Origin of the sequence: Marinobacter xiaoshiensis, assembly GCF_031631795.1 — a bacterium.
GTDB lineage: Bacteria > Pseudomonadota > Gammaproteobacteria > Pseudomonadales > Oleiphilaceae > Marinobacter > Marinobacter xiaoshiensis.
Map to the genome: position 1 here is coordinate 638,800 of NZ_JAVMBO010000017.1, position 26,665 is coordinate 665,464.

Consider the following 26,665-nt stretch of genomic DNA (forward strand, 5'->3'; position numbering starts at 1 on the left):
AAAATCACACTACTGTGCAGGGGAGTTACCTCCTGAGGGGTAGGTGATAGACTGCCCAACCTGTTTTTTTTGAACCCGAATGCCCGGAGCCTTTATGGCCGCAGCACTGGCGCTGTTTATCAAGCTTATTCCGCTTTATGTCACCGTTGCCCTTGGTTGGGTGGCCGGCCGTTATCTGGAGGCGAGCGGCAAACATATTGCGGGCATCATGCTCTACATTGTTACGCCTTCTGTGGTTTTCTCCGGCGTGATGGCGGCACCGCTTTCGCCCGAAGTGATCTTTCTGCCGTTTTTGGTGTTCGGATTTGCGTCGGTACTGGCGCTTGCCCATTTAAAACTGGCGCGGCGGGTATTGACTGATGGCAGTGCCGGCATGATTCCCCTGTGTGTTGCCTCGGGGAATACGGGGTACTTTGGTGTGCCGGTCGCGCTGCTGTTGTTCGGGGAAGAAGGGCTGGCGATTTATATTGTGTGCATGCTGGGCGTCACCCTGTTTGAAAGTTCGGTGGGGTATTACCTGGCCGCACGGGGCCGGCATGACCTGAAAGATTCTCTTTTGCGAGTTGCCAAACTGCCTTCGGTATACGCCTTTTTGGCGGCTGTACTGCTTAACCTTTCGGATGTCGGTATTCCTGAGGTGTTCGTGCCGCTGTTCGATAACCTGCGCGGCGCCTACAGCATACTGGGCATGATGATTATTGGCATGAGCATCAGCAGCTTCCGGGGGCTGGCTGGTAATATACGGTTTACTGCCCTGGCATTTTTCGGCAAGTTTGTAGCCTGGCCATTATTGGCAACGGTGTTCTGGTGGCTGGACTCCCAGTTTTTGGGCGTTTACGAACCGGCAGTGCACAAGGCGATATTTCTGATCTCCATTACGCCGATAGCAGCCAACACCGTTGTTATAGCTACCTTGTTGGACACTTCTCCGAGGCAAGCAGCAGGCACGGTTATGCTATCGACGCTTTTTGCGCTGGTGTTTATCCCGGTGATGATTTCGCTGGCGTTCTGAACAGCATCTCCGCCAGGATCGACAGCAGGCCTGCAATGGCACCGGTGAGCGCACCAAGCCAGTGCGCCTGGAGAATCACACGTCCACCGATTAAGGGATTTACCATTTCTTGTGTGTAGAAGGTGTCCTCCAACGCCAGTTTCAACACTACAAACCCCAGCACCAACAGGCTCCACCGCTGCTCTGAGCGCAGGTTAAAGAGCGCTGTAAATACCAATAACCCGTGCAGACACCCCGAAAAGCCCCGATACCAGAGCAGATCCGGCGCCAGCCACACAAGACCAAGGGATATAACAAGCGGCGAGACAAGCAAATAACCAACCCACTCAATCAAAGGTGGGTGGCGCTTGAACAGCAAGCAGATGACCATCAACCCGGAGAGGTTAAGTGCCAGGTGCCCAATACCAAGATGAACCCAGTGGCCGGTTGCCAGCCTCCAGTATTCGGTGCTAGAGAGACCGCTGCGAGACCACTCGAACAATGTTGGCGGCAAACATGCGCTTGCACCCAGCACGAAGGCCAGCACTACAAAGCGCCGCCAGCAGGGGAGCGGCAGAATTCGGGACACAGTTGTCATATACACATAACGTTACGCAACCTTCATAGCAGGTCAATCGAGTATTGGTTAAATTCCTGATGATCCTTTCAAAACCGGGTTTTACCATGTCTATCAAGTTTATACCTATTGTTGCGTCCGCTATTTTTATGGCGTTCTTGCCTGTGATGTCATCGGCCGCCCAGTCTGAAATCGTCCAATCTGTCTGGATTGATGGCCACAGCTATGACGCACAACTGGATAGAAACCTGCGCTTTGGTGCCACTGAAGGTGAGCACTACGAAGGCCGCTTCCCTGAAGACCCGGACAGCTGGGTGCGTATTTCCCGACTGGATAGCGGCTGGGAAGGTTTGGCCTATGCGTTCGGGCGTATGCATACCATTGGCGGCAATGAAAAGCCTGCTACGTTCAGCTTCAGTCAGATTGGTGAACTCCCGCAATGCGGTATGGACCATCTTCATGGCCAGTCACGGATTACGCCTGAAAGCCTGATCGGCCCTGCAATGGCTCAAGCCGTATCTGCCAACTACGATACGCTTTGTGCGGACAAGGTTGATGGTGTCTGCCTGATGCTGGAACTGGAGCTGGCGTTTGATCTGCAGTTTCAGGAGCGCTTTGCCAAGCCGAGCGAGCAGGCCGGGGCCATCATGAATATGGTGGAGGGCTTCTATAAGGATCAGTTCGGAATTGTGTTTGATACCTTGTCACTGACGTTTCTCGATAATGCCCAGGACGATGTGTTCAGCAAAACAACAGTAGCGGAAGATTTGCTCTCGGATGTCAGCGACAAACGCGATGCTGGTGCCCTTGATTTTCTGAAAAGTGACCGGTCCATTTTCCACTTTGTCAGTGGCAGGGACTTCAATGGTGGCACCGCCGGGATGGCTTGGGTTGGCTCGCTCTGCGGTACCGGACGCTATGCAACCGGTGTTACCAATGCATTTGACAGCAACGCCATCACCGCGCTGGTGGTTGCCCACGAAATTGGCCATAACCTCGGTGCAAGGCATGATGGCCAGGATGGAGAAGGCGCGGCGTGCCAGTCCGGCCAGTACATTATGGGCCCGAGCATCAGTGCCAATGCGAACAGTTTTTCACGCTGCTCATACGATTCCGTGACCCGGAAAATCTCCACACTGGGAGCTATTGAACGGTGCTTTAATTTCCCGGCCGATGTGTCACTTTTGGCAGTCGGTGGTAACCCGTCAGAAGTCGCTCAGAAAGCCCCGTTCCAGGCAAACTTCCGGATTGACTATCAGGATGCAGGCATTGAAAAGGCGGACCGCATTGCCGTTGGTGGCGTGATTGGAGAGGGTAATGGTCGCCTGATCGGGGTCAGCCTCGGCAGGACTGCGTGCACTTTAACGGGGTCGACCGACAAGGCTGACGGCTTCAGTTGCCCCGAGGCGGCAGCAAAGACAGGTCTCACGCTAAGCGTTCAAGCCGAAGCCGGTACCAGCACTACATTCGACCTGCTGCAGAGCGTAACGCTGATAAGCGACAGTGGCGAAGTGAAAGACATTCTGCCGCAGAACAATGAACTGGTGACCCGGATTGTGCTTGCCGAAGTTGAGCCCCGTGCGCCTGAAGAGCCAGGCAATGAAGGCACTCAGCCTTCAGCGCCAGATGTGCCAGCGAGTAGCAGTTCGAGATCTGACAGTGGCGGCGGTGGCGCTATCAGCCTGGCCTGGTTGCTGATGGGCGTGATTGCAGTGGCCGCTCGTCGGAGGCGCTTTATATGATGCGGGGGCTGCAAGGGAAAACGCGCTGCCTGTGGGCGCTCCTGCTGAGTTTAGTGCTTGTAGGGTGCGGCACAACTGTGCCCGACGCCCCTGCCGGAAATACAACAAACGGACCAGAAACCCTTGATCAGGCTCAGGCGCTTTGGAGCGACAAAGGCATCGCTGATTATCAGGTTACGATTCAGAAAACCTGCTTCTGCCCGGTGGATCTGCTTCAGCCCATCCGCGTCACCGTTGTCGACGGCGAGATGGTTGATTTAAAAGGTCTTGAGCAGCCTATCCGGGATCAGAGCCAGTTTGATGCCAGCCGGCTGACTATCGCCGGACTATTCGAATTCATCGAACGGTCGGAGCAGCGGGGCGTTCACAAGCTGAACGTAGATTACGACGCCCGTTACGGTTTTCCACTGCGCATCGATTACGACGGGCACGAAATGATTGCCGATGACGAGTACCAGTACGAACTATCGGACTTCCAGGCTAGCGCGCCCCGCTGAAGCTTGTTTCGAATCAGCAATGTCTTGCCGGGCATGGCGCGTTACGCTAACCCCGGCGGTTATCGCCAAAGTACCCATAATGGCGGCCACAACAAGATCCGGCCAGGCGCTGGCGGTGCCAAACACACCCAGCGCGGCGGCCATAACAGCCAGGTTGCTGATGGCATCGTTTCTGCTGCATAGCCATACCGAGCGCATATCAGAATCACCATCCCGGAATTTGAAAAGTATTAATGCAACGCAGAGGTTGGCGACCAAAGCCAGCAGGCCAATAGACCCCATGGTAAAGGGTTCGGGGATGGTTCCTTGTTGCACCACCCAAAGCGCGCGTACCCAGACAACCGTGCCGAACAAGGCCATGGTAATGCCCTTGACCAAAGCCGCGCGACCCCGCCAGAGCATGCCCATGGAAAGAACAGAAAGCGAAAGAATATAGTTGGCGCTATCGCCAAAGAAGTCGATGGCGTCTGCCATCAATGACACAGAACCCGATTGCAGGCTGGCAACACCTTCCACGAAAAACATGGCGAGATTCACCCACAGAGCAATCCAGAGTGCCCGACGAAAGCCGGGGGCTGGGGATTTCAGTTCTGGTCCGGAGCAGCTGCATGCCATAAACACCTCCATTGATAGGCAGGCTTGTATTGAAAGCCCTGTAGTTACTACAGGGTCAACCCCCTTGCGGCAGCTTTTACGGAATCTCAGGTTTTGCCGGGCCTGTGGGTTCCGGGCACATGGTTCTCATGGTCGGCCCGCTCTTTGCGCGGCACGTCCAGTTCGGTGCTACTGAGCCCTCCCATAATTCCGCACTCCTGAACAGTGCCGGCATCCGAGCAGGCTTTTTGAAGTTGCTGCAAGGTTTTCTCAAGGTTAGACAGTTCCTTCAAACGCTCCCGAACATGGCTGAGGTGGCTGGCCAGAAGCGAATCCACTTGTTGGCAATCTGCCTCGGGGTTTTCAGAAAGCCGGATCAGTTCACGAATCTCGTCCTGGGCCATATCAAGATTGCGGCAGCGCTTTATGAACAGGAGGCGGTCCAGATGTGCGGTACGATAAGCACGGTAGCCGCTGGGGTCCCGCTCCGGTTTCGGCAGCAGACCGATTTTTTCGTAGTACCGGATGGTTTCCACGGCAACAGATGAGTGTTTGGATATCTCACCGATCTTCATTGTTTTGGCACTTCCTGATTATTATTGACGTGGTGCGTGACGGGGTGGCTCTGTAATCGTTATGGTAAAAGACAACCCTATCATTTGTGAACTTTCACAGGGAGGCTTACCTTGCTGGAGCGGCTGCAACGCTTGCTTGGATTGCAGACAATACCTGGCGTGTTTTTTACGTCCGCAGGGGTGGCTGCATTGTTTGTTGCGCTTGCCATACCGTTTGACCAGGCCGTTGCGAACACCTTCGGAACCCTGACTGGCTGGGTTGCGCAAAACCTTGGCTGGTTCTACATACTCTCGGTTACCTCGCTTTTACTGTTTCTGCTCGGGCTGGCGGTTAGCCGCTATGGTTCTATTCGCCTGGGCGCTGATGATTCCCGGCCGGACTACTCCAACCTCACCTGGTTCACCATGCTGTTTGCTGCAGGCATAGGCACCATTCTGATGTTCTGGGGCGTGGCCGAGCCGGTTTCCCACTTCGCCAAACCGCCGTTCGAGGGAGTGATTGCTGGCAGTGAGCGCGCAGCCAGCGACGCCATGACCATAGCTCTGTATCACTTCGGCCTGCACACCTGGACCATATTCGCCATGCCCGGCCTGGCGATTGCGTACTTTGCCTACCGGCACAACCTGCCCATGCGTATCAGCAGCTTGTTCTACCCATTGTTGGGCGACCGGATATACGGGCCCCTGGGTTGGACGGTGGATGTGATTGCGGTGCTGGGTACCTTGTTTGGTGTGGCGACGTCTCTTGGGCTTGGCACCTTGCAGCTCAACAGCGGTTTGTCCTACCTGTTTGGCACACCTTCCACAGGATGGGTTCAGGTGCTGCTGATTACAGTGATTACCAGCATCGCCGCCACCTCTGTGGCGCTGGGTCTGGACAAGGGGGTGCGCCGTTTATCCCAGATCAACATTGTGTTGGCTTTGCTGCTTGTTTTGTTTGTGCCGGTGGTGGGGCCTACGGTATTCATTGCGGAGGGTATGGTTCAGAGCATTGGTGACTACTTTGATGCCTTACCCTGGCTCGCGTTCTGGACGCAAACCTACGCCGAATCCGACTGGCAGCGGCAGTGGACTCTGTTTTATTGGGCCTGGACGATTACCTGGGCACCTTATGTGGGCATTTTTATTGCCCGGATTTCCCGGGGCAGAACCATTCGCGAGTTTGTGGCCGGCGTACTCTTCGCACCAACCATTTTTACCCTGGTGTGGTTCGGGGTGTTTGGCCTCTCTGCCATAAACGTAGAAATGAGCGGTGAGGTGGGATTGTACGAGCAGGTACAACAAGACCCATCTGTGGCCATATTCGCCTTCCTCGAAGCTTTTCCACTGGCGGAACTTGCCTCGTTATTGAGTATCATCATTATCGTTATTTTCTTCACCACCTCATCAGATTCGGCGTCTCTGGTGATTGACATGCTCACGCGTAGAGAGGATCAGCCCTCTTTGGTGCGCCAAAGGATTTTCTGGGCCGCAGCCCAAGGTGTGATTGCCGCAACCCTGCTGTTGGCCGGCGGCCTGGATGCGCTGCAGAATGTAATTACCTCGTTGGGGCTGCCGTTCTGTGTGTTGCTTATTTTTATGGCTGTGTCGCTATTCCGGGCTTTGAGAGCCGATCATCGCGGATATTCCGTGAGTGAACTTGTGCAGGGGCGTGTTTTCCCGGAAGTGGAAGGCACTGCTGTGCGAAAAGAGGAGGGTCAGAATGTACCGTAAAATACTGTTGGCCATTGACTATGAAGACGATGGCGAAGGCAAGCGGGCTCTGGAAGAGGGCGTCAGGTTGATGGGTGAAGACAGTGAGCTGCACCTGGCAACCATATTCAACCCGGGTGGTGCTGGCTTTTTTCCCCATGTAACCACAGATGCTCCGGAAGATCGGGAAAACGAGGTGAGGGAGAGTCTCAGCCTCTTGGCACGCAAGTACTTGCCCATGAAGCACAGCGCCAGCCTGCACGTTGTGGCCGGTACGCCGGGTGAGAAATTGTTGGCGCTGGCGGCAAATATTGGTGCTGACCTGATTGTTCTGGTGTCCAAAGGCGCCAGTAGCCGCTGGCCGATGCGCCGGGCTACGGTTGAATATGTTGCGGTTAACGCATGCTGCGCGGTACTTATCCTTCCGTCTCTGATAAAAGCGCCGGAAGAGGCCGAAGATAAGACCTGAGCCGGTTCAGGTCTTATCCGGTTTTTGGTGGCTTAACACCCCGAAGCGTTCGGGCAGCCGGTAACCGCGCGCTCCCATTGAATGGTCACATGCTGGATATTGAAGTCGTGATTCAGCATGTGAGTGGCCTGTTCGATCACCTGATCGTCATCTGCGGAATCCGGCTTTATCAGGTGCACGGTCAACGCGTTTTCGGTGGTGCTGAGTGCCCAGATATGCAGGTGATGGGCTGATTCCACGCCGGGCAGAGCCTGCAGCTTCTCAAGTACCTCAGCCGGATTGATACTCTTGGGTACGGCGTCTACGGCAAGGCTCAGGGAGTCTTTCAGTAACCGCCAGGTGCCGATAAAAATCACAGCAGCAATAACCAGGCTGACAACGGGATCAATCCAGAGCACATCGGTGAACAGAATAACTACCCCGGCAATCACTACGCCTACCGACACTAGCGTATCCGCTGCCATGTGCAGGAATGCACCCCGAATGTTCAGGTCGCCTTCCTGGCCCTTGAGAAACAGCAACATGGTCACGCCGTTAATCAGCACGCCGATGCTGGCCACAATAATGATGGTCAGGCCTGCCACTTCGGCGGGCTCGTTGAACCGGCGAATGGCTTCCCAGGCGATGCCACCAACGGCGGCGATCAGAAACAGGGCGTTGAATAGCGCGGCCAGAATGGTGGTTTTCTTGAGACCGTAAGTATTACGATCTGTGGCTTTACGGCTGGCCAGCCAGCTGGCAACCCAGGCCATAACCAGCCCCAGAACGTCACTCAGGTTGTGTCCGGCATCGGCGAGCAGAGCCAGAGAGCCCGACAGCACACCGTAAACGGCTTCAATGATCACGAACCCGAGGTTGAGAACGACCGCTATGGCAAACGCCCGGTTGTGGGTGTCAAAGTGGTCTGCATGGCTGTGACCGTGACTATGGCTATGATTGTGCATAAGCGGGCTCTGAACCAATGAAGTGGATTTGTGTCAGTAAAAACCCTGTAGCTAATACAGGGTCAAGCCACATTGGAACGGCTTTTGTATATTTGGTCAATATGGCGTTAACTGATCGGCGGCAATCACAGGATTCTGAATAGCCAAAGGATTGTTTATGGATCGCTTGAGTGAACATGTGGCAGCACCCTCGGTACTGATCTTTGACTGGCATGGGACTCTGGTAGACACCCACGATGCCATGTTCAGCGCTATGGAAGACATGCTGCCGCAGTTGGAAGAGCTTGGACTGGTGGATCAGCTGTTACCGGAAGAAGAGTGCCGCACCGATGACGATGCCAGATTGGTGCGATACATTCGCATATTCCGGCGTTTGCACCCGCGTATTCTGGCTGAGCGGCGCGTATCGAGAACGGATATTTTCAATGCGATTTTTGGCGACAATACAGCGGCCAAACTGATAGCCCATCAGGCCTACAATCAGGCCTATCGGCGCTATTTCGGGCAGGTTCGGCCGTTTCAGCCGGGTGCTTACGAATACTTGTCAGCGCTGAAAGCCATGGGCATCCGTTTGGCCGTGGCCACCAACAGAAACCGGGAGTTTTTCGATAAGGAGCTGAAAACCGTTGACGAGGGGCGTTGGCAGGATCTGTTTGAGGTGGCAGTGTGTGCTGACGATGTTACGGAATACAAACCTGACCCCCAGGTGATTCACTCTATACTGGAAAAAATGAACCTCCCGGCAAACGGGCGTGCCTGGTATGTGGGCGATAGCTACGTGGATATGCTGACTGCACACCGTGCCGGGATTTCCGGCGTTTTTTATAACGGTGCCCAATGGGAGGCGAACCGTATTCGAAGCTGGTTTACCCGCCGGGACGAGCCCGTGGCGGTTCTGGACAGTTTTGAAGAATTGATGGATCTGCTGGCGCTGATTGAGCGGGATGAACCTGAGCAATTCCTGCAACTGCCAGCAGAAGTGCGGCCGGCTCCCTTCCCGCCACCGGAGCGCCCGGAACCCCGCATAGAGCCAGACTGGCACCCCGCAGTGGTCAAGCTTATACGGCCCGAAGTGATCCTTTTTGATTGGCATGCCACCCTAGTGGACACCCTCGATGCCATGTACCACGCAGTGGATGACATGTTCCCGGATTTTCACAAGCTCGGGTTGATGGAGCGCATGGTCGCCCCTGAAGACAGTAAAACACCAGAAGATGCGCGATTGGTGGCCTATGTGCGCGAGTTTGCCAAACTTCACCCCAAGGTAAAGGCCGACCGCAAGATCTCCCGTACGGATATTTTTGAAGTGCTCTTCGGTGACGATCAGGAAGCAAAGCAGATCGCTCACAAGGCGTTCAATCACCATTACCGCAATCACTACGGCACCGTAAAAGCCTTTGAGGCTAAAGTGCGGGCAGTGCTGGAAGGTTTGCGCCGCCTGAACATTCAGGTGGGCGTGATTACCAATCGGGACCGGGAGTTTTTCGAGCACGAACTGGCGGCTGTTGAGGATACCGGCTGGGTGGAGCTGTTTGATGTGGACGCTTGCGGCGATGACACGCCCCTGCGCAAACCCCACCCGGATCAGCTCTTGCTGGCGGTGCAAAAGCTGGATTACCCGCCCGACCCCAGCGTCTGGTACGTGGGTGACAGCACCACCGATGTGATTGCCGCCAAACGTGCGGGCATGACTTCCGTATTTTTCAACGGCGCCCAGTGGGATTTGCCTTGGCTGAACCGCATATTCCCGGGTACCCACAAGCACCCGGACAAGCCGGATGTGGTGGTAAATGATTTCTCGGAGTTCTGGGCGCTGGTTTTGGCGTGCGAAGTTGGGCCGCCTTGATGCCTCGGCTTAAAGCTCTTCAATGTGCTTTAGCAGGTAATCGGCCCGTTTGAGCAGGGCTTCTCGCTTTTCCGGTTTCTGTTTATCCCAATTGCGGTACATCATGCCCATACGCGGATTACCCTCGAAATCCGCCCGGTGCCGATCGATGAAATGCCAATACAGGGAATTGAATGGGCAGGCGTCGGGCTCGGTGCTTTTACTGACCTTGTAGTGGCAATTGGCACAGTGGTCAGACATGCGTTGAATGTACTTGCCGCTGGCGGCGTAGGGTTTTGAGCCAAGGTAGCCACCGTCGGCATGCATCACCATGCCCAGTACGTTGGGCAACTCTACCCAGTCATACGCATCCGCATAGACGGCCAGGTACCAGTCGCAGATTTCATCCGGCGTTATGCCTGCCAGCAGTGCGAAGTTGCCGGTCACCATCAGTCTCTGGATGTGATGGGCGTAGGCGTTGCGCCGGGTTGCATCTATGGCCTTGTGCATGCAGCGCATTTTTGTCTCGCCGGTCCAGTAAAACCAGGGCAGGGCGCGGGTGTTACCAAGGCGGTTTTCCTGCGCGTAGCCGGGCATGTGCAGCCAATAGATTCCCCGAACGAACTCGCGCCAGCCAAGAATCTGGCGGATAAAGCCCTCTACTGCATTGATTGGTGCTTGCCCGGCGTACCAGGCTCTTGCGGCGGCTTCGCATACAGCAAGAGGATCGAGCAGACCGCAGTTGATGTAGGGCGAGAGAATCGAGTGGAATAACCAGTCCTCGGTGTCAGACATGGCATCCTGGTAATCGCCAAAGCAGGGCAGGGCGAACTCGATAAAGTAATTCAGGGCTTCCTGCGCATCCTCTGGCGTGACCGCAAAGTGAAAACCCTCGGTGACTCCAAAGTGGTCGGGGAAGTGCTGCTCCACCAGATCAATTACCTCCCGGGTTATGGCATCCGGCTCTATTCTGAAGGGCGCGGGCGCGGGTGGTTTGCCGGTCCATTTGCGCCGGTTGTCGGCATCGAAGTTCCAGTTGCCGCCTTCCGGTTTGCCGTCTGGATTCATCAACAGCCCGGTCTTGCGGCGCATTTCCCGGTAAAAGAACTCCATGCGTAACTGTTTGCGACCTTCGGCCCAGTCTGCGAACTCGTGTTTGCTGGCAATAAAACGTGTGTCGGCGCGGATCTCCACCGGCACGCCGAGGCGCTCCTGCCACTGGCTGATCTGCTCATGCAAGCGCCATTCGCCGCATTCGGTTGTGATTATCTTGTCCGGGCGCAAATCTTCAAGCAGGGAAGACACAACACCTTCAAGGCTTTGATGTTGGTTGTCCGGATGATAGTGCTGGTAATGAATCTGCCAGCCGTCTTGCTCCAGCCGCTTTGCGAAATGGCGCATGGCACTGAACAGCAGAACCAGTTTCTTCTTGTGGTGATTGGTGTAACTGGCCTCTTCGTGAACCTCTGCCATCACAAGGGTGTCGCAGTTCGGATCAGCCCCTTCAAGGGCGCTGATATCGTTTGCCAGCTGATCACCAAGAATCAGAATGAGGTTGGCCATGAGGTTATGCGCTCCGGTTTTTGGCTTGTTTTCCCTGAAAGTCGCTGGGACTGTTAACCCATAGTAGGTAGCCAGAATACGCACTAGGCACAAGGGTGGTTCAGGTTCCAAGCTGTTAAAATCCAGTCTACGGTCGACCAATAGTCGTCGAAATGACTCGCATCAAGATGCGCTCAGCCTGCCTCGCCTAGAATGCGTCGCTCTCCGGCTGGCACCACACATCACAGGCTCAGAGCTTTTATTATGACTTCCAGACCCGCACCGAAAACTGCTGAATCCACCCTTCCGGAATTCATGTGGGATGATGCGCTGATCAAGCGTTACGATCTCAGTGGTCCGCGCTATACATCGTATCCGACGGCTGTGGAGTTTGATCAGAATTACCCGGTTGAGCAGATGATAGAAGCGGCCGCTCGCAGCAAGGCCAGCAACCGACCGCTGTCGCTGTACACGCACCTGCCATTTTGTGCGCACCTTTGTTACTACTGCGCCTGCAACAAGGTGATTACCAAGAAGCGTGACAAGGCCATGCCCTATGTTGAGCGTGTTCTTAAAGAAGCGGCGATGCAGTCGAAGCTGTTTGGTGCGGATCGCCCGGTAAAGCAGCTGCACTGGGGTGGTGGAACACCCACATTTTTACCCAGGGATGTGATGCAGGAACTGATGGGTGGGTACGCAGAGCTATTCAATCTGCAAAGCGGTGCCGAGCACGATTACAGTGTGGAAATTGACCCGCGTGAGGTGGATCAGGACACCCTGCCAACCCTTTGGGAGCTTGGCTTTAACCGAATCAGTCTCGGGGTTCAGGATGTCAATCCGGAGGTTCAGAAGGCGGTTAATCGCATACAGCCCCGGGAAATGACCGAGGCGGTGTTGAAGGAAGCCCGGCGCCTTGGCTTCGGTTCCATTAACCTGGATCTGATCTACGGTTTGCCTCACCAGACTCCGGAAAGCTTTTCAGAAACCCTGGAAGCGGTGCTCGAAATGTCGCCAGACAGGCTGTCTGTGTTCAGTTACGCGCACCTGCCAGATCGTTTTTATCCGCAAACCCGAATCAAGGGCGATACGCTGCCAACGCCCCAGCAAAAGCTGACTATATTGCACAATACCATCAACCGCCTGCTTGAGGCTGGTTACGAATACATCGGCATGGATCACTTTGCCAAGCCGGACGACAGCCTGGCGGTGGCTCAGCGTGCCGGCCGGTTGCACAGGAACTTCCAGGGTTACACCACCCACTCGGACTGCGATCTGGTTTCTCTGGGGGTGTCGGCCATCGGTCAGACAGACGATGCCTACTTCCAGAACAACCACGATCTGCCTGCCTGGGAAGCGTCTATCGATGCTGGCCAACTGGCGATCACCAAGGGCGTGAACCTGAGCCGTGACGATCGTTTGCGGCGTTGGGTGATTGGGCAACTGATTTGCCAGTTCCGCCTGGATCGCCAACAGTTTGCTGCTGAGTGGCAGGAGGATTTTGACAGTTATTTTGCGGATGAACTTGCCCGCCTGAGGCCGATGATTGTCGATGAGCTCATTGGCGATAATGGTCAGATTTTGCAGGTAGAGCCTGCCGGCCGTCTGTTGATTCGCGCCATCTGCCAGATTTTTGATCTGTACCGCAAAGAGGGCGCGAGCCAGCGGTTTTCCCGCATCATCTGATTTTTTTGATTTGCACCACCCCGGGGCCGTTCTGCGCCCCGGTGAAATTGTTATGACCTCTAAACACTGGACTCTTTCCTGTATATCGAGTAACTTCTAGTGCTTCCTTTCAGATGAAACGCTCTGGATTAAAGGCTTTGCGCTTGTAGTAATTCTTTTGTGACCCTCCTTTCTGGTCTAAAAACAGCCGCCGCCAGATCAATTCAGGGCAGAAGAGGCTGTAATTGCAATGACGACTAAACAAATTTCAAAGCTCTATATTCACTTCCGCTTTCTTTAGCGACCCTCATGCCTTGGCGAATTAGCATCGCCGCTGTTCGCTGACACCCCATGGTGTTCTCGTAATTTCCATTTTCCGCGCTTTGCGGTCTTTCTGAATGCTTGTGCCCCAAGTAATCGAATGCGTGTGTTCGCACACTGTTCAGCTGGCACTGCGGTAGTAAAGAGGTTTTGGTTTGAACGAAAGTGGCTTTGTTCAGTTCTCAATACTGACAATCATGATTTTGCTGGTCAGCTTTTATGGCGGCACCTATCTGCTCACCCTGCTGATTCGCAAAAAAGAAGAAGATACTTCCGGCTTTATGGTTGCGGGCCATAACGTAGGTTTTGGCATGGGCGCTGCCAGTATGACTGCAACATGGATATGGGCAGCATCCTTCTATGCGGCGGCAACCTCGGGCTACACCTATGGTGTGTCCGGGCCGATACATTACGGCTTTTGGGGCGCGTTGATGATTCTGTTCATCTACCCGTTTGGCCGGCGTTTCCGCAAGCTGGCGCCTAATGGCCATACTCTTGGTGAGCTCATTCATGCCCGCCATGGATCGTCCAGCCAATTGATCCTGGCCGGCTCCAACATTCTGGGCAGTATTATCAGCCTGATGGTGAACTTCACCGCTGCGGGCGCTTTGGTATCAGTGCTTTCGCCTCTGTCGTTCCAGACGGGCGTGGTGGTTGCCGGGGTTGGCGTGCTCAGCTACACACTCACATCAGGCTTCCGGGCCTCCGTGTTTACAGACTTTGCACAGCTTGTCGCGTTGATGGCTATTACCGTGGTGATCATTCCCGCCGTACTGTTTGCTGTTGGCGGGCCATCCGCAATGGTCGATGGCATGAAGAACCTGACGAATCAGCAGGCTGACTTCTTTTCTGTCGATGCGATTATGAATCAGGGCGCGCCTTTCTTTGTGGCGGTGCTTGCCTATGCCATTGGTAACCAGACCATCTCCCAGCGCTTGTTTGCGGTGCGGGAAAAGCACATCAAGCGCACCTTTGTTACCGCAACACTTGGCTACGGAGCCATCGTTATCGGCCTTGGCATGATTGGGTTGATGGCATTAACGGTCGGAGTGGAGCCGGTAAACGGCAACATGAACAACCTGATTCCGCAGATGGTGTCCACCTACTTGCCGCCGGTATTCGTTGGACTGTTCTTTGTGTTGGTGATTGGAGCCTTGTCGTCCACCGCCGATTCGGATTTGTCTGCCTTGTCGACCATTGTGATGGCCGATATTTATGGCAAAAACATCGCCGGGGACAATCCCAATCCTAAAACAATGCTGCTGATTGGTCGCTCCACCATGATTGTGGCAACCGTGGCCGGTTTGATTTTTGCCAGCTTTTCACTGGATATTCTGGTGATGCTGGTGTTCGTTGGTGCGCTTTGGGGTGCCATCGTATTCCCGGTCATTATCAGCTGCTACTGGGACAGGGTAACCAACGCGGCATTTACATGGTCGGTTGTTGTCGCCATGGCCCTGTTCTGCATCGCCCGCTTTCAGCTGCTGGAAATGACCGGTGCGACGGTACTCTTCTTTGAAATATTGGCCTCGGTTGGCGGCGCGGTTGTGTTCGGGCTGATGGCGTTTGGCTTCTTTGGCCGCGTGGTGGGCCTGGTTGTCGGGGCTGTCTCCGGCGTGATCTTGCTGATCTATGCAACAGGCTTTCTGCGGGATTACATGGTTCTTACGGCGTCCCTGACAGCCTACGGTGCCAGCGCCATCGTATGCACCGCAATGACATTACGTAATAAAGAGAGATTTGATTTTGACCTGATCAAGCAGCGCGTTGGCAGCTATGACGCGCCTGCTGCTGAAGAAGAAAATGAATCCACAATGATCCCACAAGGAGCACGTTCATGAGTGAACTCGTCTATGGAACTTATATTCTGGTTTGGCCGGCACTGACCCTGGGAGTACTGGCCGTGATTTGCAGTGCGGTTATCAAAGATGCCGTGCATGCCCGCAAGTCTGATCGTAATGTGGTTTGACCTGAGAATCGCGGGAGCTTGAGGGCTCCCGCTTTTGTTTATCTGGCCTTTACCCCCTCAGGCCACTGAAACCTTGAACTCATTGGCCAGATCCTGAAGTTGCCGGGCCAGTCGAGCCTGTTCGCCGGTAACATGGGATATTTCCTGGGAGCCGGTAAGTGTGAGTATGGCTACCTCGCTGACGGCTTCCATGCTACCTGCCAGCTCGCGGGTAACGGCAACCTGCTCTTCTGATGCAGCGGCTATTTGTGTGGCCATACCGGATATGTTGTTAACATCGCTGAGAATGGCGGCAAATGCACGTTCCAGCTCCGAAGATTGCTCGCTGGTTTCATGGGCCAGTTTATGACTGGTAGTAATAGATCTGCTGGCATTTTCGGTGATCACCCTGAAACCGTTCACAATGTCTTCAATCTGTGTAGTAGAATCGTGAGTTTGGCGAGCCAGTGTTCGAACCTCATCTGCCACTACAGCAAATCCCCGCCCGTGCTCGCCTGCTCGGGCAGCCTCAATGGCGGCATTCAAGGCCAGTAAGTTAGTCTGATCTGCGACCTTTCGGATAACATCCACAACCTCCACAATGCTGCTGCTCCTGTTCTCCAGCTCTTCTATAACATCGTTTACATCATTAACAGAGCTGGCCAGCGAACGAATGCGGCTTACACTGCCTTTTAGCACTTCTTCCCCGGTTCGGCTTTGATCCATGACGTTGGTGGCGGCATCTGCTACTTGCTGGGTATTCTGGGAGATTTGCTCAGAGGTGGCAGACATTTCTTCAGTGGCGGCGGCAACCTGCTCAATCTGCTCCTGTTGAGTCTTGGTTTGCATGGCATTCTGATTAGCGGTTGAGCTGGTTTCCTCGGTGGCTGTTGCAAGCTGCACACTGGCCTTGTCGATATGCTGAAGAGCGCTGCCAAATCTGCTGAAAAGTTCGTTAATTGCCCTCCCGATGTTGCCCACTTCATCTTTGCTCGAAATGTGTATTTTCTGAGTCAGGTCCTTGTTGTCCATGGCAAACCGAACACCTTCGAGGAGGCTGTTGACCTGCCGGTTAATCACACTGACCATCAGCAATATCAGAGCAAAAACGATAATAATTGCGGCCGCTGCGATAGCTGATTCCACAACCAGCTGATTTCGGGCATTTGCTGCAGCAGCCTCTGCTGCAGAAAAGGTTCGCTCCAGCAGGGTCTTGCGGAATTCGTTGAGGTTGCCCAGTCGGTCAGTTGTGATATCGAACCACTCTGCAGAATCCAGGGCATACATGCCCGAGGGGCTACTGAACAGCGTGTCCCGTTTCTCTTGCAGGTTGCGGCTCTCTTCGGAAGATGGAAGGTTGTTTAATGCCGTCAGCAGCTCGGGCTCGGATATAAGCATAGCGCCTGCTTCCCGCACAAAAGCTTCCTGATGGCCCTCAAACCCCGCAATTCTCTGAATGGAAGGAAGGTCAAAGTCGCCGCTACTTATGAGTGCTGCACCAGTTGCCCGCTCTTTACCTGCTGCTTCCGCAGCTTCGGCCAAAGCATAGTATGCATTGATGTCGCGGGTGAGCGCCGGGTCAGTTGAGCGGGAAATAATCAGTGGGATCCTGCTAATCAACCCATTAATCAGTTGAGTGTACTGCTGGCCGGCTTCGAGCCCGCTCAGGGAGCCCCTGTCGACCTGATTGCGAAGGCTCGCAAGGCCAGTCAGCCCCTGTGCTACATCCTGAATACTGCTGGTGAGTTCAGCCTCAAAGCTGACTTCCTGCTGGAGGGTCGCAAGCCCTGAGTTGTAGCCAGCTCTGCGCTCGTCTGTTTCTCTGCGCTGGCTTGTCAGTTCCTGCAAAGCGCGCTTGGCGGCATCGCTGTCTGAGCCGGCCGAAAGCACAACGGCAGAGCGCCCACGTTCTTTCTGAAGCGATTCAATCAAAGGGTCGCCGATATCCGCGAGCTGGACCAGGGAGCGTAGTTGACGCATATCGCTCAGTTGCCCGGCATTCAGTGCGATGCTGTCGATCGCAAAATAGATGATTACCAGTAAGGCAGGCACTACTAGCGTGGTGAGCTTACCTCGCATGGACAAGTTGTTGATGATGTTTTTCATCGGGATCACCCTTGTGTGTGAATGGCGCCTATTGTGATCAAGTGTAGTCGCTCTCACCATTGGCGATACGAGGTATTTTGGGGGTAGGTATATGCAGGTAACTCTATGTTTTTTAATGTTAAGTGCCAGATATCACGAAGGAATATCCGGCAATACGTAATGGTGCGTGGAGTACCTCTTGGTGAGTAGGCGCAGTGGTCGTTCCGGGTATCTTTGATTCTGCTGATAAAGGTCAATGCCCCGGAAGTCCCTCCCGCGTATGGTCTTTGCAAACTTTACAGGGGGAGTGTCCATGGAACTTGTTTGTCCGGCCGGTAGCTTGCCGGCATTGAAAGCAGCGGTGGATAACGGCGCCGATGCGGTGTATCTCGGGTTCAAAGACAGCACCAATGCCCGCCAGTTTGCAGGACTCAACTTTAACGACAAGCGTGCAGGTGAGGGGATTGAGTACGCCCACAGCAAAGGCGCGAGAGTGTTCTGTGCCATCAACACCTACCCGCAGCCGGACGGCTGGGAAACCTGGAAGTTTGCCGTTGACCGTGCTGCCGCCTTGGGCGTGGATGCGATTATCCTGGCCGATATGGGGCTGTTGGAGTATGCCGCCAACAAACACCCGCAGGTACACCGGCACCTTTCGGTGCAGGGCTCGGCCACCAGTTACGAGGCCCTGCGCTTCTATAAGGACAATTTTGATATCCGCCGCGCCGTGTTGCCTCGCGTGCTGTCTATAGATCAGGTACGCGGTGTCGCAAAACACAGCCCGGTAGAGCTGGAAGTGTTTGCCTTTGGCAGCTTGTGCATCATGGCAGAGGGGCGGTGCTACCTGTCCTCCTACCTTACCGACGAATCCCCTAATACCCGTGGTGCCTGCTCACCGGCCAAGGCTGTGCGCTGGCAGGAAACCCCGAACGGTCTGGAATCCCGTCTTAACGACGTGCTGATTGATCGCTATGGCAAAGGCGAATCTGCGGGCTACCCAACATTGTGCAAAGGTCGTTTTGAGGTGGAGGGCAGCGTTTACCATGCTATTGAGGAGCCGGTTAGCCTGAACACACTGGATTTGCTGCCAGAGCTGCAAGAGCTGGGAATCAGTGCGGTTAAAATTGAAGGGCGCCAACGTAGCCCCTCTTACATCGCAGATGTTGCCAGCACCTGGCGGCAAGCGCTGGACAGGCTGGGCTCGGGCAATGGGGACTTCCATGTGGACCCCGCCTGGAATAGCACCTTGGCGGGTTTGTCGGAAGGTGGCTTGACCACCATCGGCGCCTACCACCGCAAATGGAAATAAGGCTGAGCAACCCATGATGAAACTTTCTCTGGGCCCGATCCTCTGGTTCTGGTCCAAGCAGTCCGTGTTTGATTTTTACGCCAATGCCGCTGAATGGCCGGTTGATACTGTGTACCTGGGGGAAACCGTCTGTTCCCGCCGCCGCGAGCTGAGGCTGGCTGATTGGCTGGAGATTGCCGGTGTGCTCAAGGAGTCTGGTAAGCAAGTGGTGCTTTCTACACAAACCCTGATCGAATCGGAGGCAGACCTGCGGGCGTTGCGCAAAATTTGTAGCCAGCAGGACTATCTGATCGAGGCAAACGATCAAAGTGCACTGCAACTGGCCACCCAGAACAATCTGCCGTTTGTGACCGGCCCTTCGATGAACATCTACAACAGCGCAACCCTTAAGCTATTGGCAAAGCAGGGGCTGAAGGGGTGGAGCTTGCCCGTCGAGTTGGGCCAGGACACCTTGCAGCAATTGATTGCCGAGCTAAAAGCGGAAGGGCTGGATTTGCCCGCGGAAGTCTTTGCCTGGGGCTTTCTGCCTCTGGCCTGGTCATCCCGCTGCTTTACTGCCAGGCACTACAATCTGCCTAAAGATAATTGCGAATTTCGCTGTCTGCAGCACCCGGATGGGTTGGAGTTGCGCTCCCGGGAATCCCAGGAGCTGTTTCGCCTGAACGGGACCTCCACCTTGTCTGGCTCGCGCTACGACCTGATGCGGGAAATGCCGGGCATGGAGCGAATGGGTGTGGCGACTGTGCGTCTGAGCCCGGAACACGAGGGTATGGAAGAGGTTGTTCGCCGTTTTGATCAGGTTCGCCGCGGAGAGATACCCGCGACCGACCCATTACAGCTGGTAGAAGCGCCACCTTGTAATGGGTACTGGTACGGCAAGCCAGGCATGGACCAGGTCTCATCCTCCAGCCTTTAACGATAAGGGGTAGATCATTTGAGCGTCAGATTGACCAAGTTCAGCCACGGTGCTGGCTGCGGCTGCAAGATTGCCCCCGATGTACTTGACCGGATTCTTCACGCCAAGGTTCCGGAGCGGCCCGATGCCCGGCTGCTGGTGGGTAACGAGAGTCGGGATGATGCAGCTGTTGCGGATATTGGTAATGGCACAGGGATTATCAGCACCACGGATTTCTTTATGCCTGTGGTGGATGAGCCCTACGATTTTGGCCGCATTGCCGCTGCCAATGCCATCAGCGACGTTTACGCCATGGGAGGGCGCCCGATCATGGCCATTGCCATTTTAGGGTGGCCGGTGGCCACATTGGCACCGGAGATTGCCGGGCAGGTGATCGACGGCGCTCGAGCCGTCTGTGCCGAGGCCGGCATCACCCTGGCGGGAGGTCATAGCATCGACTCGCCGGAGCCTATCTTCGGGCTTGCGGTGACCGGGCAGGTGGCCACAAACCGCATTATTCGCAACAACACGGCTCAAACAGGGGATTTGTTGTACCTCACCAAGCCCCTGGGTGTGGGCATTCTGACCAGCGCCTTGAAGAAGGAGCGGATTACTCCGGCGGATTTGGCCACAGCCGTTGAAACCATGGCGACCCTGAACAAAGCCGGCGAGGTTTTTGCGGAGCTGGCTGGCGTAAGCGCGATGACCGATGTCACAGGGTTCGGGCTTGCCGGTCACTTGTTGGAAGTTTGCCGTGGCAGCAACCTGTGCGCTCGTATCAATCGCAAGGCGGTACCGGTTCTGCCGAATGTACAGCGCTACATTGAAGAGGGTTGTATCCCGGGCGGCACCTATCGCAATGCTGCGGCCTTTGCCGGGGAAATTGCCGACATGGCCGATGCAGACACCCTGATATTCTGTGACCCTCAAACCAGTGGTGGGCTGCTTGTTACTGTGGCCCCGGCGGAGTCACCGGCTTTTGAGAGTCGTGCCCGGGATCTGGGTTTGACGCTAATGCCCATAGGGGAGTTGCATGCAGCGGGCGCTCAGGAACAAACGATAGCGATTAGTGAGTAGTGAGTAGCCAGAAAGCTATTCACTAATCACCGGCCCAAATAGCCGCCTTTCCCAATCCTCAACCTTGCCGGTTTCCAGCCGTTTTTGTGCCAGCCCGCGCAGGTTAGGGGTGAGCTGTTTCAGCTCAGCCATGTCTTTCAGGGCCGTTCGCTCCAGTGTGGAATCGTACAGCAGCGATAGTATCCGGCTCAGAGGCCATTCGGGGTTTGGCCGTTGGTCGAGAGTCAGGGTGTCACCCCGGTGAATGATCCCTGGCTGCAATACCCGGTAATACCACCCGGTTCTCAGGCTGCTTTGCAGTCGCTGGGACATATCCGGAATGCCAAAGCGCAGATTCAGTCGCCAGCAGGGCTGACGCGGCTGGGATACCTGAACAATAGCCTCCCCAATCCTGAAAACATCGCCGGAACAGACATCGGTTTCGGTAAACCCTTCGGTGACAAGGTTTTCACCAAAGGCACCCGGTTGGCAATGTCCGGAAGCGGGCTCAGGAAGCAACTGCCGTAACCGGTTGTAGTGTTCTGATGCAAAGTGATGCAAGGCCTTTTCCGGCCCGCCATGGTGGTGTTTGTCACCTTGGTGGTCGTCGCTCAGGCCGTTTGTATTGAGGTAGGCCGAGCCAACTTCTTGCTTGTAGATACCGCTGAGGGTGGCGGTATCGGCCAATGTCTTGAGGCTGCCGATTCGGAGCTGTCGGATCACAACACTTTTTTCCATTTGGGTTCTCCAAAATCTCCCGAATCGGAATCACATCACCAGATTGACAGCATGGCGCCGCTACCCAAAATCAGTGAGCCTCCCACCTCAGCCACAATCAATGCCACCATAAAGCCGTGGACGATCCAGGACGGTAAGTTTATGGCTCCCAGTCGGTGGGGCTTGCGTAGCTGGTTACTGGTATCCCGCAGAAAACCATGGATGATATAGGTGCCAATAGCAAAGGCAAAAAAGCCCAATGCGCACACGGCGGCCAGTGTGTTCAGCCAATCCGGGTACACACTGTGGCTGGCAAGCCAACCCAGTAACATGGCCGCGAAGCTGTACATGAGGGAGCTGCGGTGGGCTATGTCCACATACCGGGGCGCTGCGGCCTTCGGACTATTGGCCATGCACCAGTATTTCCAGATGCCTGTCAGTAGCCCTGTCATAAAGAATACAAAGGCCGCTGTAAGGCTGAGTTTTTCAGCCAGGGTCATTATTTGAATGTTGTCCATCCGTGCGCTCACTGTGTGAATCCGTGCAGGATTCTGTGTTTAGGTTCTGTGTGTCTGTTGTTGAACCATCGCACAGGGTCGCATGGGTTTGATATGGCTCCAGTAACAGAGGGCGTCAGAATAAATGCAACTTCGGGAGTTTGAAATCCCACTCCAGGCTGTCCAGCAGATTTTTCAGCCCCAGGCCCAATTCAGTATCACCCTCAACTACCAAGCGTCTTTGAAAGAATAGTTGGTCAGGGTCTTGCCGGCGCTCCGCGAGGGTTTTGAAGGCCAAAAGGGAGCCTCTGATGGTGGCTTCGCCAGGGCCGTCCAGCACTCGGAGCCTGCCTGCCCAAAAACCGAATGTAATGCCCGGGTGACCGCCGTTTATTTCCAGGCGGATACGGCGCCCTTCAAAATCATCAAATTCACCATCGGCAATGGCCTCGGCAAAAAAACGGTTGAGAGGCGCTTCGGCAACGAGCTGCTTTATGGGAATCGGGATCGACCGGTCTATGGCGCCAAGCAAGGGAAATGGCGACGGGAGGTATTCAGAAAGTAACGCCAGAGAATCGCTGACCAGGGGTTTAGGGGGCAGGGGTAACCTAATAGACACGGGCAGGGCCATAATCAACTCCGGGCAGTGAATTCAGACTGCCCAGAGTAAACAAAATGCGCCGGGTTTGATTTGATATAGCTCAGCCCTTGTGCAGGCCTTCTTCTACAGCCCACACAGCGACTTCCACACGGGAGCGCAAGCTGAGCTTTTTAAGCAGGTGCTTTACGTGCACTTTTACCGTGCCGTCACTGATATCCAGTTTGCGGCCAATCATCTTGTTGGAAAGGCCTTCTGCGATAAGCCGAAGAATGTCCTTTTCCCGGGGGGTCAGGCTGTCGAAGTCCGGGCGCGAGGCCTGTTGGGGCTTGTTGGAGCGCAGGGCCTCAGCAAGCAGTGTGGTCAGCCTGTCGCTGATGACCATCTTCCCCAAGGCCGCCTGGCGCAACTGGGCAATCATGTCTTCCGGTTCCATGTCTTTCAGAAGGTAGCCGTCGGCACCGGCACGCAGAGCAGCGACTACGTCATCTTCCTGGTCAGACACCGTAAACATCACGATGCGCGAGCTCACATTCAGTTCCCGCAGTTTTTTCAGTGCGTCAATGCCGCTTACTTCCGGCATGTTGAGGTCCATCAGAATCAAGTCGGGTTCGAGCTCGGTTGCCAGTTGTATGCCGTCGGAGGCATTGCTTGCCTCGCCAGCGACTACCATATCCCCTTCCATTTCGACGAGCTGTTTGATGCCTTGGCGCAACAATGGGTGGTCGTCGATCAGCAATATGCTGGCGGGTGTGTCAGACGCTACATCGGGCATGGTACTTCGCTTCCTCTCTCTTGATTGCATGGCGGCTCATGTGAATTGCCGCTTTTTTTTGATATTCAGGCGCTCGGTGCTTCGGTGGGAATCAGGTGCCGGCTTTTCGGAACGAATGTCAGGATTACCTCAACGCCACCGCTTCCGTGGTTTTGTACCACAACCTGCCCCCCGAGAGTACGGGCACGGTCCTGCATGATGATCAGCCCGTAATGGTTGACTGGCTGACCGTCCTCCGGCAAGCCCTTACCATTGTCTCGTATTTTTGCCTTTACCTGGGGCGACTCAAATAGTATGTCCACGCTAACTTCTGTGGCGTCTGCATGTTTAACCGCGTTGGCCAGGCCCTCACGCACAATTTGCAGTGTGTGTATTTCCTCGTTGGGCGACAGGGCTTGGGGAGGTAGATTGTAATTCAACCCTACGGGTTTCCCCAAACGCGTTGAAAACTCCTCAATGGTTTTGCGCAGAGCTGTGAGTAGATCGGGGGTGTCCAGCTTTAGCCGGAAGGTGGCCAGCAATTCCCTTAGCTGGCGATAGGCACTGTTCAGCCCCGTGCTCAGCTCGTCCAGAATGGCCTCGTGGGCGTTTTTCTGGTCGCCCTCAATGTTCAGCCTGCGCATGCGGGCTACCTGCATTTTCAGATAGGACAGCGATTGTGCCAAAGAATCGTGGAGCTCCCGGGCGATGACGGTGCGCTCCTCGGCCAGTGTGAGCTGTTGCTCTTCGTTAATCTGACGTTCAAGGAAAATGGCGGTTGCCAGTTGGTCGCTAAGCGTTTCCAGCAGGCGCCGAGCGGTATCCGAAAGCCCGGTTTCTACAGGGTACCACACCTCCAAAGTGCCGAGGAGTTTGCCGGGTGTACGTATGGGCAATAGCAACCTGCGCCCATCGTTATCTTCTATCGGAAGCTCGTCGTAGATTTCCGGTGTAACCAGACAAGCGTTGCAGTGGTGGTCACGGCAATAGAAAGGGCGGTCTGTTGAGGCGGTAGTAACAACCTGCACAGGCTCTGCAGCTTCTTTGTCGTGAAGGTAAAGCCGAATTGGTCCTATATCCAGGAGCTGTTCCAGCTCTTGCAACATGGGCACTGCGCCGCTGCACAGATCATGGTTGGCAAACAGGTTGCGGCTGGCAGTATGGAGCAATTGGAGGGCCGCATGGCTTTTTTCCAGTTCATCGGTTTTGCTGCGAGCGCGCTCTTCAAGTTCATAATAGGTGAGGGCGAGTTCGCTGCTCATCTGATCAAACGCGCTGCCCAGCTGTGCCAGTTCGTCGCTTCCCTTCATGTTGGCCTTCTGGGTGAAGTCTTGCTCACCAACAGCCCCCGCAATGTTCACCAGCTTGCGCAGGGGTTTAAGCACTCTGTTACGCAGGTCAACAAACAGGGCAACAATAATGAGGATGGAAAAGGCCAGGCTGATGATCTGGATAAGGTGTAACAGGCCAATTCGCGCTTCGGTGCGTCGTTCAAGCATGCTGACGAGTTGGTTTACGGAGCTTACATAGGTTTCCGTAGCCAGAAGCATCTCGGCGCTCACAGGTGCCCCCTGTGGGTGTGCTTCCAGGCCGGGGCGCAGGGTTTGCTCCCAATAGCTGCGGATGGTTTGATACTGTTTTGCCAGAGGGTGATCTTCAGCAGCAGGAATAGAGCGAACGATATTGCGGTCGTTAAGGCCGAGTTCGTACCGGGATGTCAGGCTCTGAATGCTGTTTTTGCTGGCTTCGCCTTCGCCCGGGCTGGCAACGTGAGACAACAGCCGGAACGCACCCATACGCAGAGCGCCCGCCAGATTAATAGCAGTTGCGTTCCCTTCGATGCTTTTTGAAACCGCCAGCGTCGTAGCCATGCTGACAATAGAGGTCAGCACAACAGCGCACACTACGATAGCAATCCGGTTAACAAGAGGGCTTCTGGATTTCATTCAGTCTCATCTTGACAGTCGCCGGGCTTGAATACCTCCTTGAGGATAGTCAATTACCCCAATGGTTGGTATCCCATCATAGTCTTTGACCTGTCTCAGGGCAAAAGCTGACACTGAAAGACGGTGTGAATAGTGGCTCAAAAAGGCGCTGTAGGATGGGGTCAGAGGCGGATCAGGAAGACGGACGGCTGGCATCACTTGCCGTTGTTTTGCCGCTTGCAGTAACAGGCTTTGTTATTGCGGCTGGCTGCTGGACGCTGTTTGCAGTGGCTGGGATACACCTGAGAGCCGAGCTCAGCCTTAGCAATCTTCAGTTTGGCCTGCTGCTCGCCATGCCCATGGCGGTTAGCGCTTTGCTTGCTGTACCTGCCGGGCTCGCCGCCCGGAAGTTTGGTGCCCGGCGCATAATGCTTTTTTGTCTTGCCGGGCTTGCAGTCTGCATGGTGGTGTTACTTACCACAGATACGTTTCCGGGTTATCTGCTGGCAGCGGGCGGGCTGGGGCTTGCCGGCGGCTTTTACAGTGCCGGATTGCAGTTTGTTACCAGCAATTGCCAACCCCAGAGGCTTGGCCTGGTGCTGGGAGTGTTTGGTGCCGGCGTTACCGGTGCCGGGTTTACCTATTATCTTGTCCCTCTCTTTCATGAAGCCTTCTCCTGGCATGGCGTTCCCTTGGCGTACCTCATTGTTCTATTGCTGGTGCTGGCGCTGCTGCTTTTGCTTACCGATCCTGATGATGCGATTGCTGACCCGCAAACGGAAACCTCCCTGAAGGTTTTGTTCGGGCACCTCAACCAACAAAGTGTTTGGCAGTTGGGTGCCTTCTTTGGCGTGGTTGCCGGAAGTTTTTTTGCGTTGGCTTTGTGGCTTCCGGATTACCTTTCCTCTCAGTTTGGCCTTCAGGTGGGAACGGGTGCCAGGCTGGCGCAGTGGTTCATTATACCCGGAGCGCTGGCGCAGATTCTCGGCGGAGGCATGTCTGATCGATATGGCAGTCCTAAAGTTATTAGTCGGTCTCTTTTTGTTGGGTTGGTGGCCTTGGTGGTGTTGTCTTACCCGCCTATGACACTGTTTATTCGGGGTGTGGATGCAACCATCAGGATTGAGTTTGCTCTACCCATGAATGTTGAAAGGATTTTTGTGGTTGTGCTCGGAGTGGCGCTTGGAAGTGCCATGGGCAGTCTGCAGAGAATGGTTATTATCGAGAGTCGTAACAATGCTGCATTTGTCGCTGGACTGCTGCTGGTCGGCGCCTGCTCAGTGGCTTTCCTGTTGCCTGTTCTGTTCGGTGCGGTGAATCACTGGTTGGGGGTTCGCAGTGCCGTATTCATGATCGTGTTTATCCTGCTCTGTGTGTGCCAGTTCATGTTTGCCCGCTTTAACCGCCGCCACGAACGAAACGCACTCCTCCATCCGGGGATATAACGGTT

24 protein-coding genes are annotated in these 26,665 nt (G+C 54.9%); 13 read left to right on the plus strand and 11 right to left on the minus strand.

The genetic code is table 11. From position 1 onward, the window contains the following. Positions 1 to 94: 94 nt before the first annotated feature. Positions 95 to 1,012: an AEC family transporter gene (locus RKA07_RS14795; protein WP_200368859.1), complete on the plus strand. Its 918-nt coding sequence runs from the start codon at positions 95 to 97 to the stop codon at positions 1,010 to 1,012. Here RKA07_RS14795 and rrtA read toward each other — a convergent pair. Next, entirely contained in the window at positions 981 to 1,589 is a 609-nt protein-coding gene (gene rrtA / locus RKA07_RS14800; protein ID WP_200368860.1) for a rhombosortase, read from the minus strand. The genes RKA07_RS14795 and rrtA overlap by 32 nt on opposite strands. An 86-nt stretch (positions 1,590 to 1,675) precedes the next feature. Between rrtA and RKA07_RS14805 the strand changes: the two genes are divergently transcribed. After that, positions 1,676 to 3,310, plus strand: a complete 1,635-nt coding sequence (locus RKA07_RS14805; protein ID WP_310966667.1) for a M12 family metallo-peptidase — start codon at positions 1,676 to 1,678, stop codon at positions 3,308 to 3,310. A 77-nt stretch (positions 3,311 to 3,387) separates the two neighbouring features. After that, the gene (locus RKA07_RS14810) at positions 3,388 to 3,807 is read left to right on the plus strand and encodes a DUF6174 domain-containing protein (RefSeq protein WP_200368862.1); all 420 of its coding nucleotides are present in this window, start codon (positions 3,388 to 3,390) and stop codon (positions 3,805 to 3,807) included. On the opposite strand, the gene RKA07_RS14815 is transcribed toward RKA07_RS14810, so the two are convergent. Together RKA07_RS14815 and cadR are read right to left on the minus strand one after the other, a co-directional pair. Further along, positions 3,775 to 4,422, minus strand: a complete 648-nt coding sequence (locus RKA07_RS14815; protein WP_200368863.1) for a cation efflux transmembrane domain-containing protein — start codon at positions 4,420 to 4,422, stop codon at positions 3,775 to 3,777. The two genes, RKA07_RS14810 and RKA07_RS14815, sit on opposite strands and share 33 nt — an antisense overlap. Positions 4,423 to 4,508: 86 nt before the next feature. After that, complete coding sequence (gene cadR / locus RKA07_RS14820) at positions 4,509 to 4,976, minus strand: Cd(II)/Pb(II)-responsive transcriptional regulator (protein ID WP_200368864.1); 468 nt, start codon at positions 4,974 to 4,976, stop codon at positions 4,509 to 4,511. Positions 4,977 to 5,087: 111 nt separating this feature from the next. Here cadR and RKA07_RS14825 point away from each other — a divergent pair, with 111 nt between their 5' ends. Next, positions 5,088 to 6,689, plus strand: coding sequence for a BCCT family transporter (locus tag RKA07_RS14825; protein WP_310966668.1), 1,602 nt, complete (start codon positions 5,088 to 5,090; stop codon positions 6,687 to 6,689). Continuing rightward, entirely contained in the window at positions 6,679 to 7,137 is a 459-nt protein-coding gene (locus RKA07_RS14830; RefSeq protein WP_200368866.1) for a universal stress protein, read from the plus strand. The genes RKA07_RS14825 and RKA07_RS14830 overlap by 11 nt, the downstream gene beginning before the upstream one ends. Positions 7,138 to 7,169: 32 nt before the next feature. On the opposite strand, the gene RKA07_RS14835 is transcribed toward RKA07_RS14830, so the two are convergent. Further along, positions 7,170 to 8,081, minus strand: coding sequence for a cation diffusion facilitator family transporter (locus RKA07_RS14835; RefSeq protein WP_310966669.1), 912 nt, complete (start codon positions 8,079 to 8,081; stop codon positions 7,170 to 7,172). A 157-nt stretch (positions 8,082 to 8,238) separates the two neighbouring features. Here RKA07_RS14835 and RKA07_RS14840 point away from each other — a divergent pair, with 157 nt between their 5' ends. Further along, positions 8,239 to 9,927, plus strand: a complete 1,689-nt coding sequence (locus tag RKA07_RS14840) for an HAD family hydrolase (protein WP_310966670.1) — start codon at positions 8,239 to 8,241, stop codon at positions 9,925 to 9,927. 9 nt (positions 9,928 to 9,936) lie between these two features. Here RKA07_RS14840 and RKA07_RS14845 read toward each other — a convergent pair whose 3' ends face one another. After that, positions 9,937 to 11,469, minus strand: a complete 1,533-nt coding sequence (locus tag RKA07_RS14845) for a cryptochrome/photolyase family protein (protein WP_200368869.1) — start codon at positions 11,467 to 11,469, stop codon at positions 9,937 to 9,939. 243 nt (positions 11,470 to 11,712) lie between these two features. Between RKA07_RS14845 and hemN the strand changes: the two genes are divergently transcribed. The 3 genes from hemN (at position 11,713) to RKA07_RS14860 (ending at position 15,400) form a co-directional block, all read left to right on the plus strand. Continuing rightward, the gene (hemN, locus tag RKA07_RS14850) at positions 11,713 to 13,131 is read left to right on the plus strand and encodes an oxygen-independent coproporphyrinogen III oxidase (RefSeq protein WP_200368870.1); all 1,419 of its coding nucleotides are present in this window, start codon (positions 11,713 to 11,715) and stop codon (positions 13,129 to 13,131) included. 455 nt (positions 13,132 to 13,586) lie between these two features. Next, entirely contained in the window at positions 13,587 to 15,272 is a 1,686-nt protein-coding gene (locus RKA07_RS14855) for a sodium:solute symporter family protein (protein ID WP_200368871.1), read from the plus strand. Further along, on the plus strand, positions 15,269 to 15,400 hold the full coding sequence (locus RKA07_RS14860; protein ID WP_227714523.1) for a putative transporter small subunit: 132 nt from the start codon (positions 15,269 to 15,271) through the stop codon (positions 15,398 to 15,400). Before RKA07_RS14855 ends, RKA07_RS14860 begins: the two co-directional genes overlap by 4 nt. Before the next feature lie 57 nt (positions 15,401 to 15,457). Here the strand turns inward: RKA07_RS14860 and RKA07_RS14865 are convergent, their stop codons facing one another. Then, on the minus strand, positions 15,458 to 17,485 hold the full coding sequence (locus RKA07_RS14865) for a methyl-accepting chemotaxis protein (RefSeq protein WP_227714524.1): 2,028 nt from the start codon (positions 17,483 to 17,485) through the stop codon (positions 15,458 to 15,460). Positions 17,486 to 17,777: 292 nt separating this feature from the next. Between RKA07_RS14865 and ubiU the strand changes: the two genes are divergently transcribed. From ubiU to selD, 3 genes are read left to right on the plus strand one after another with little or no spacing between them, the layout of a single operon-like run. Then, the gene (gene ubiU, locus RKA07_RS14870) at positions 17,778 to 18,773 is read left to right on the plus strand and encodes a ubiquinone anaerobic biosynthesis protein UbiU (RefSeq protein WP_200202842.1); all 996 of its coding nucleotides are present in this window, start codon (positions 17,778 to 17,780) and stop codon (positions 18,771 to 18,773) included. Positions 18,774 to 18,786: 13 nt separating this feature from the next. Next, positions 18,787 to 19,689: a U32 family peptidase gene (locus RKA07_RS14875; RefSeq protein ID WP_200368873.1), complete on the plus strand. Its 903-nt coding sequence runs from the start codon at positions 18,787 to 18,789 to the stop codon at positions 19,687 to 19,689. Positions 19,690 to 19,707: 18 nt separating this feature from the next. Further along, positions 19,708 to 20,745 carry a selenide, water dikinase SelD gene (gene selD / locus RKA07_RS14880; protein ID WP_310966671.1) on the plus strand — a complete coding sequence of 346 codons (1,038 nt, stop codon included), beginning with the start codon at positions 19,708 to 19,710 and terminating at the stop codon, positions 20,743 to 20,745. A 15-nt stretch (positions 20,746 to 20,760) separates the two neighbouring features. Here the strand turns inward: selD and RKA07_RS14885 are convergent, their stop codons facing one another. From RKA07_RS14885 to RKA07_RS14905, 5 genes are all read right to left on the minus strand, one after another. Next, entirely contained in the window at positions 20,761 to 21,462 is a 702-nt protein-coding gene (locus RKA07_RS14885) for an MOSC domain-containing protein (RefSeq protein ID WP_200202840.1), read from the minus strand. Between the two features lie 35 nt (positions 21,463 to 21,497). After that, entirely contained in the window at positions 21,498 to 21,971 is a 474-nt protein-coding gene (locus RKA07_RS14890; protein ID WP_227714525.1) for a hypothetical protein, read from the minus strand. 103 nt (positions 21,972 to 22,074) lie between these two features. Continuing rightward, the gene (gene ubiT, locus RKA07_RS14895; RefSeq protein WP_310966672.1) at positions 22,075 to 22,569 is read right to left on the minus strand and encodes a ubiquinone anaerobic biosynthesis accessory factor UbiT; all 495 of its coding nucleotides are present in this window, start codon (positions 22,567 to 22,569) and stop codon (positions 22,075 to 22,077) included. A gap of 70 nt (positions 22,570 to 22,639) precedes the next feature. Then, the gene (gene narL / locus RKA07_RS14900; RefSeq protein WP_310966673.1) at positions 22,640 to 23,311 is read right to left on the minus strand and encodes a two-component system response regulator NarL; all 672 of its coding nucleotides are present in this window, start codon (positions 23,309 to 23,311) and stop codon (positions 22,640 to 22,642) included. A 65-nt stretch (positions 23,312 to 23,376) separates the two neighbouring features. After that, positions 23,377 to 25,236, minus strand: a complete 1,860-nt coding sequence (locus RKA07_RS14905) for a histidine kinase (RefSeq protein WP_310966674.1) — start codon at positions 25,234 to 25,236, stop codon at positions 23,377 to 23,379. 155 nt (positions 25,237 to 25,391) lie between these two features. On the opposite strand from RKA07_RS14905, the gene RKA07_RS14910 reads away from it, so the two are divergent. After that, positions 25,392 to 26,660 (plus strand): MFS transporter, encoded by a 1,269-nt coding sequence (locus RKA07_RS14910; protein WP_310966675.1) that lies wholly within the window; start codon positions 25,392 to 25,394, stop codon positions 26,658 to 26,660. Positions 26,661 to 26,665: the final 5 nt, after the last annotated feature.

What these genes read in the sequence shown, in the direction of transcription:
- RKA07_RS14815 (WP_200368863.1), bottom strand. Translation starts at nt 4,422, where the DNA reads ATGGCATGCAGCTGCTCCGGACCAGAACTGAAATCCCCAGCCCCCGGC.
- ubiT (WP_310966672.1), bottom strand. Translation starts at nt 22,569, where the DNA reads ATGGCCCTGCCCGTGTCTATTAGGTTACCCCTGCCCCCTAAACCCCTG.
- RKA07_RS14845 (WP_200368869.1), bottom strand. Translation starts at nt 11,469, where the DNA reads ATGGCCAACCTCATTCTGATTCTTGGTGATCAGCTGGCAAACGATATC.
- RKA07_RS14860 (WP_227714523.1), top strand. Translation starts at nt 15,269, where the DNA reads ATGAGTGAACTCGTCTATGGAACTTATATTCTGGTTTGGCCGGCACTG.
- ubiU (WP_200202842.1), top strand. Translation starts at nt 17,778, where the DNA reads ATGGAACTTGTTTGTCCGGCCGGTAGCTTGCCGGCATTGAAAGCAGCG.
- RKA07_RS14885 (WP_200202840.1), bottom strand. Translation starts at nt 21,462, where the DNA reads ATGGAAAAAAGTGTTGTGATCCGACAGCTCCGAATCGGCAGCCTCAAG.
- RKA07_RS14910 (WP_310966675.1), top strand. Translation starts at nt 25,392, where the DNA reads ATGGGGTCAGAGGCGGATCAGGAAGACGGACGGCTGGCATCACTTGCC.
- RKA07_RS14830 (WP_200368866.1), top strand. Translation starts at nt 6,679, where the DNA reads ATGTACCGTAAAATACTGTTGGCCATTGACTATGAAGACGATGGCGAA.
- hemN (WP_200368870.1), top strand. Translation starts at nt 11,713, where the DNA reads ATGACTTCCAGACCCGCACCGAAAACTGCTGAATCCACCCTTCCGGAA.
- RKA07_RS14865 (WP_227714524.1), bottom strand. Translation starts at nt 17,485, where the DNA reads ATGAAAAACATCATCAACAACTTGTCCATGCGAGGTAAGCTCACCACG.
- RKA07_RS14840 (WP_310966670.1), top strand. Translation starts at nt 8,239, where the DNA reads ATGGATCGCTTGAGTGAACATGTGGCAGCACCCTCGGTACTGATCTTT.
- RKA07_RS14805 (WP_310966667.1), top strand. Translation starts at nt 1,676, where the DNA reads ATGTCTATCAAGTTTATACCTATTGTTGCGTCCGCTATTTTTATGGCG.
- RKA07_RS14835 (WP_310966669.1), bottom strand. Translation starts at nt 8,081, where the DNA reads ATGCACAATCATAGCCATAGTCACGGTCACAGCCATGCAGACCACTTT.
- RKA07_RS14905 (WP_310966674.1), bottom strand. Translation starts at nt 25,236, where the DNA reads ATGAAATCCAGAAGCCCTCTTGTTAACCGGATTGCTATCGTAGTGTGC.
- rrtA (WP_200368860.1), bottom strand. Translation starts at nt 1,589, where the DNA reads ATGACAACTGTGTCCCGAATTCTGCCGCTCCCCTGCTGGCGGCGCTTT.
- RKA07_RS14795 (WP_200368859.1), top strand. Translation starts at nt 95, where the DNA reads ATGGCCGCAGCACTGGCGCTGTTTATCAAGCTTATTCCGCTTTATGTC.
- cadR (WP_200368864.1), bottom strand. Translation starts at nt 4,976, where the DNA reads ATGAAGATCGGTGAGATATCCAAACACTCATCTGTTGCCGTGGAAACC.
- RKA07_RS14875 (WP_200368873.1), top strand. Translation starts at nt 18,787, where the DNA reads ATGATGAAACTTTCTCTGGGCCCGATCCTCTGGTTCTGGTCCAAGCAG.
- narL (WP_310966673.1), bottom strand. Translation starts at nt 23,311, where the DNA reads ATGCCCGATGTAGCGTCTGACACACCCGCCAGCATATTGCTGATCGAC.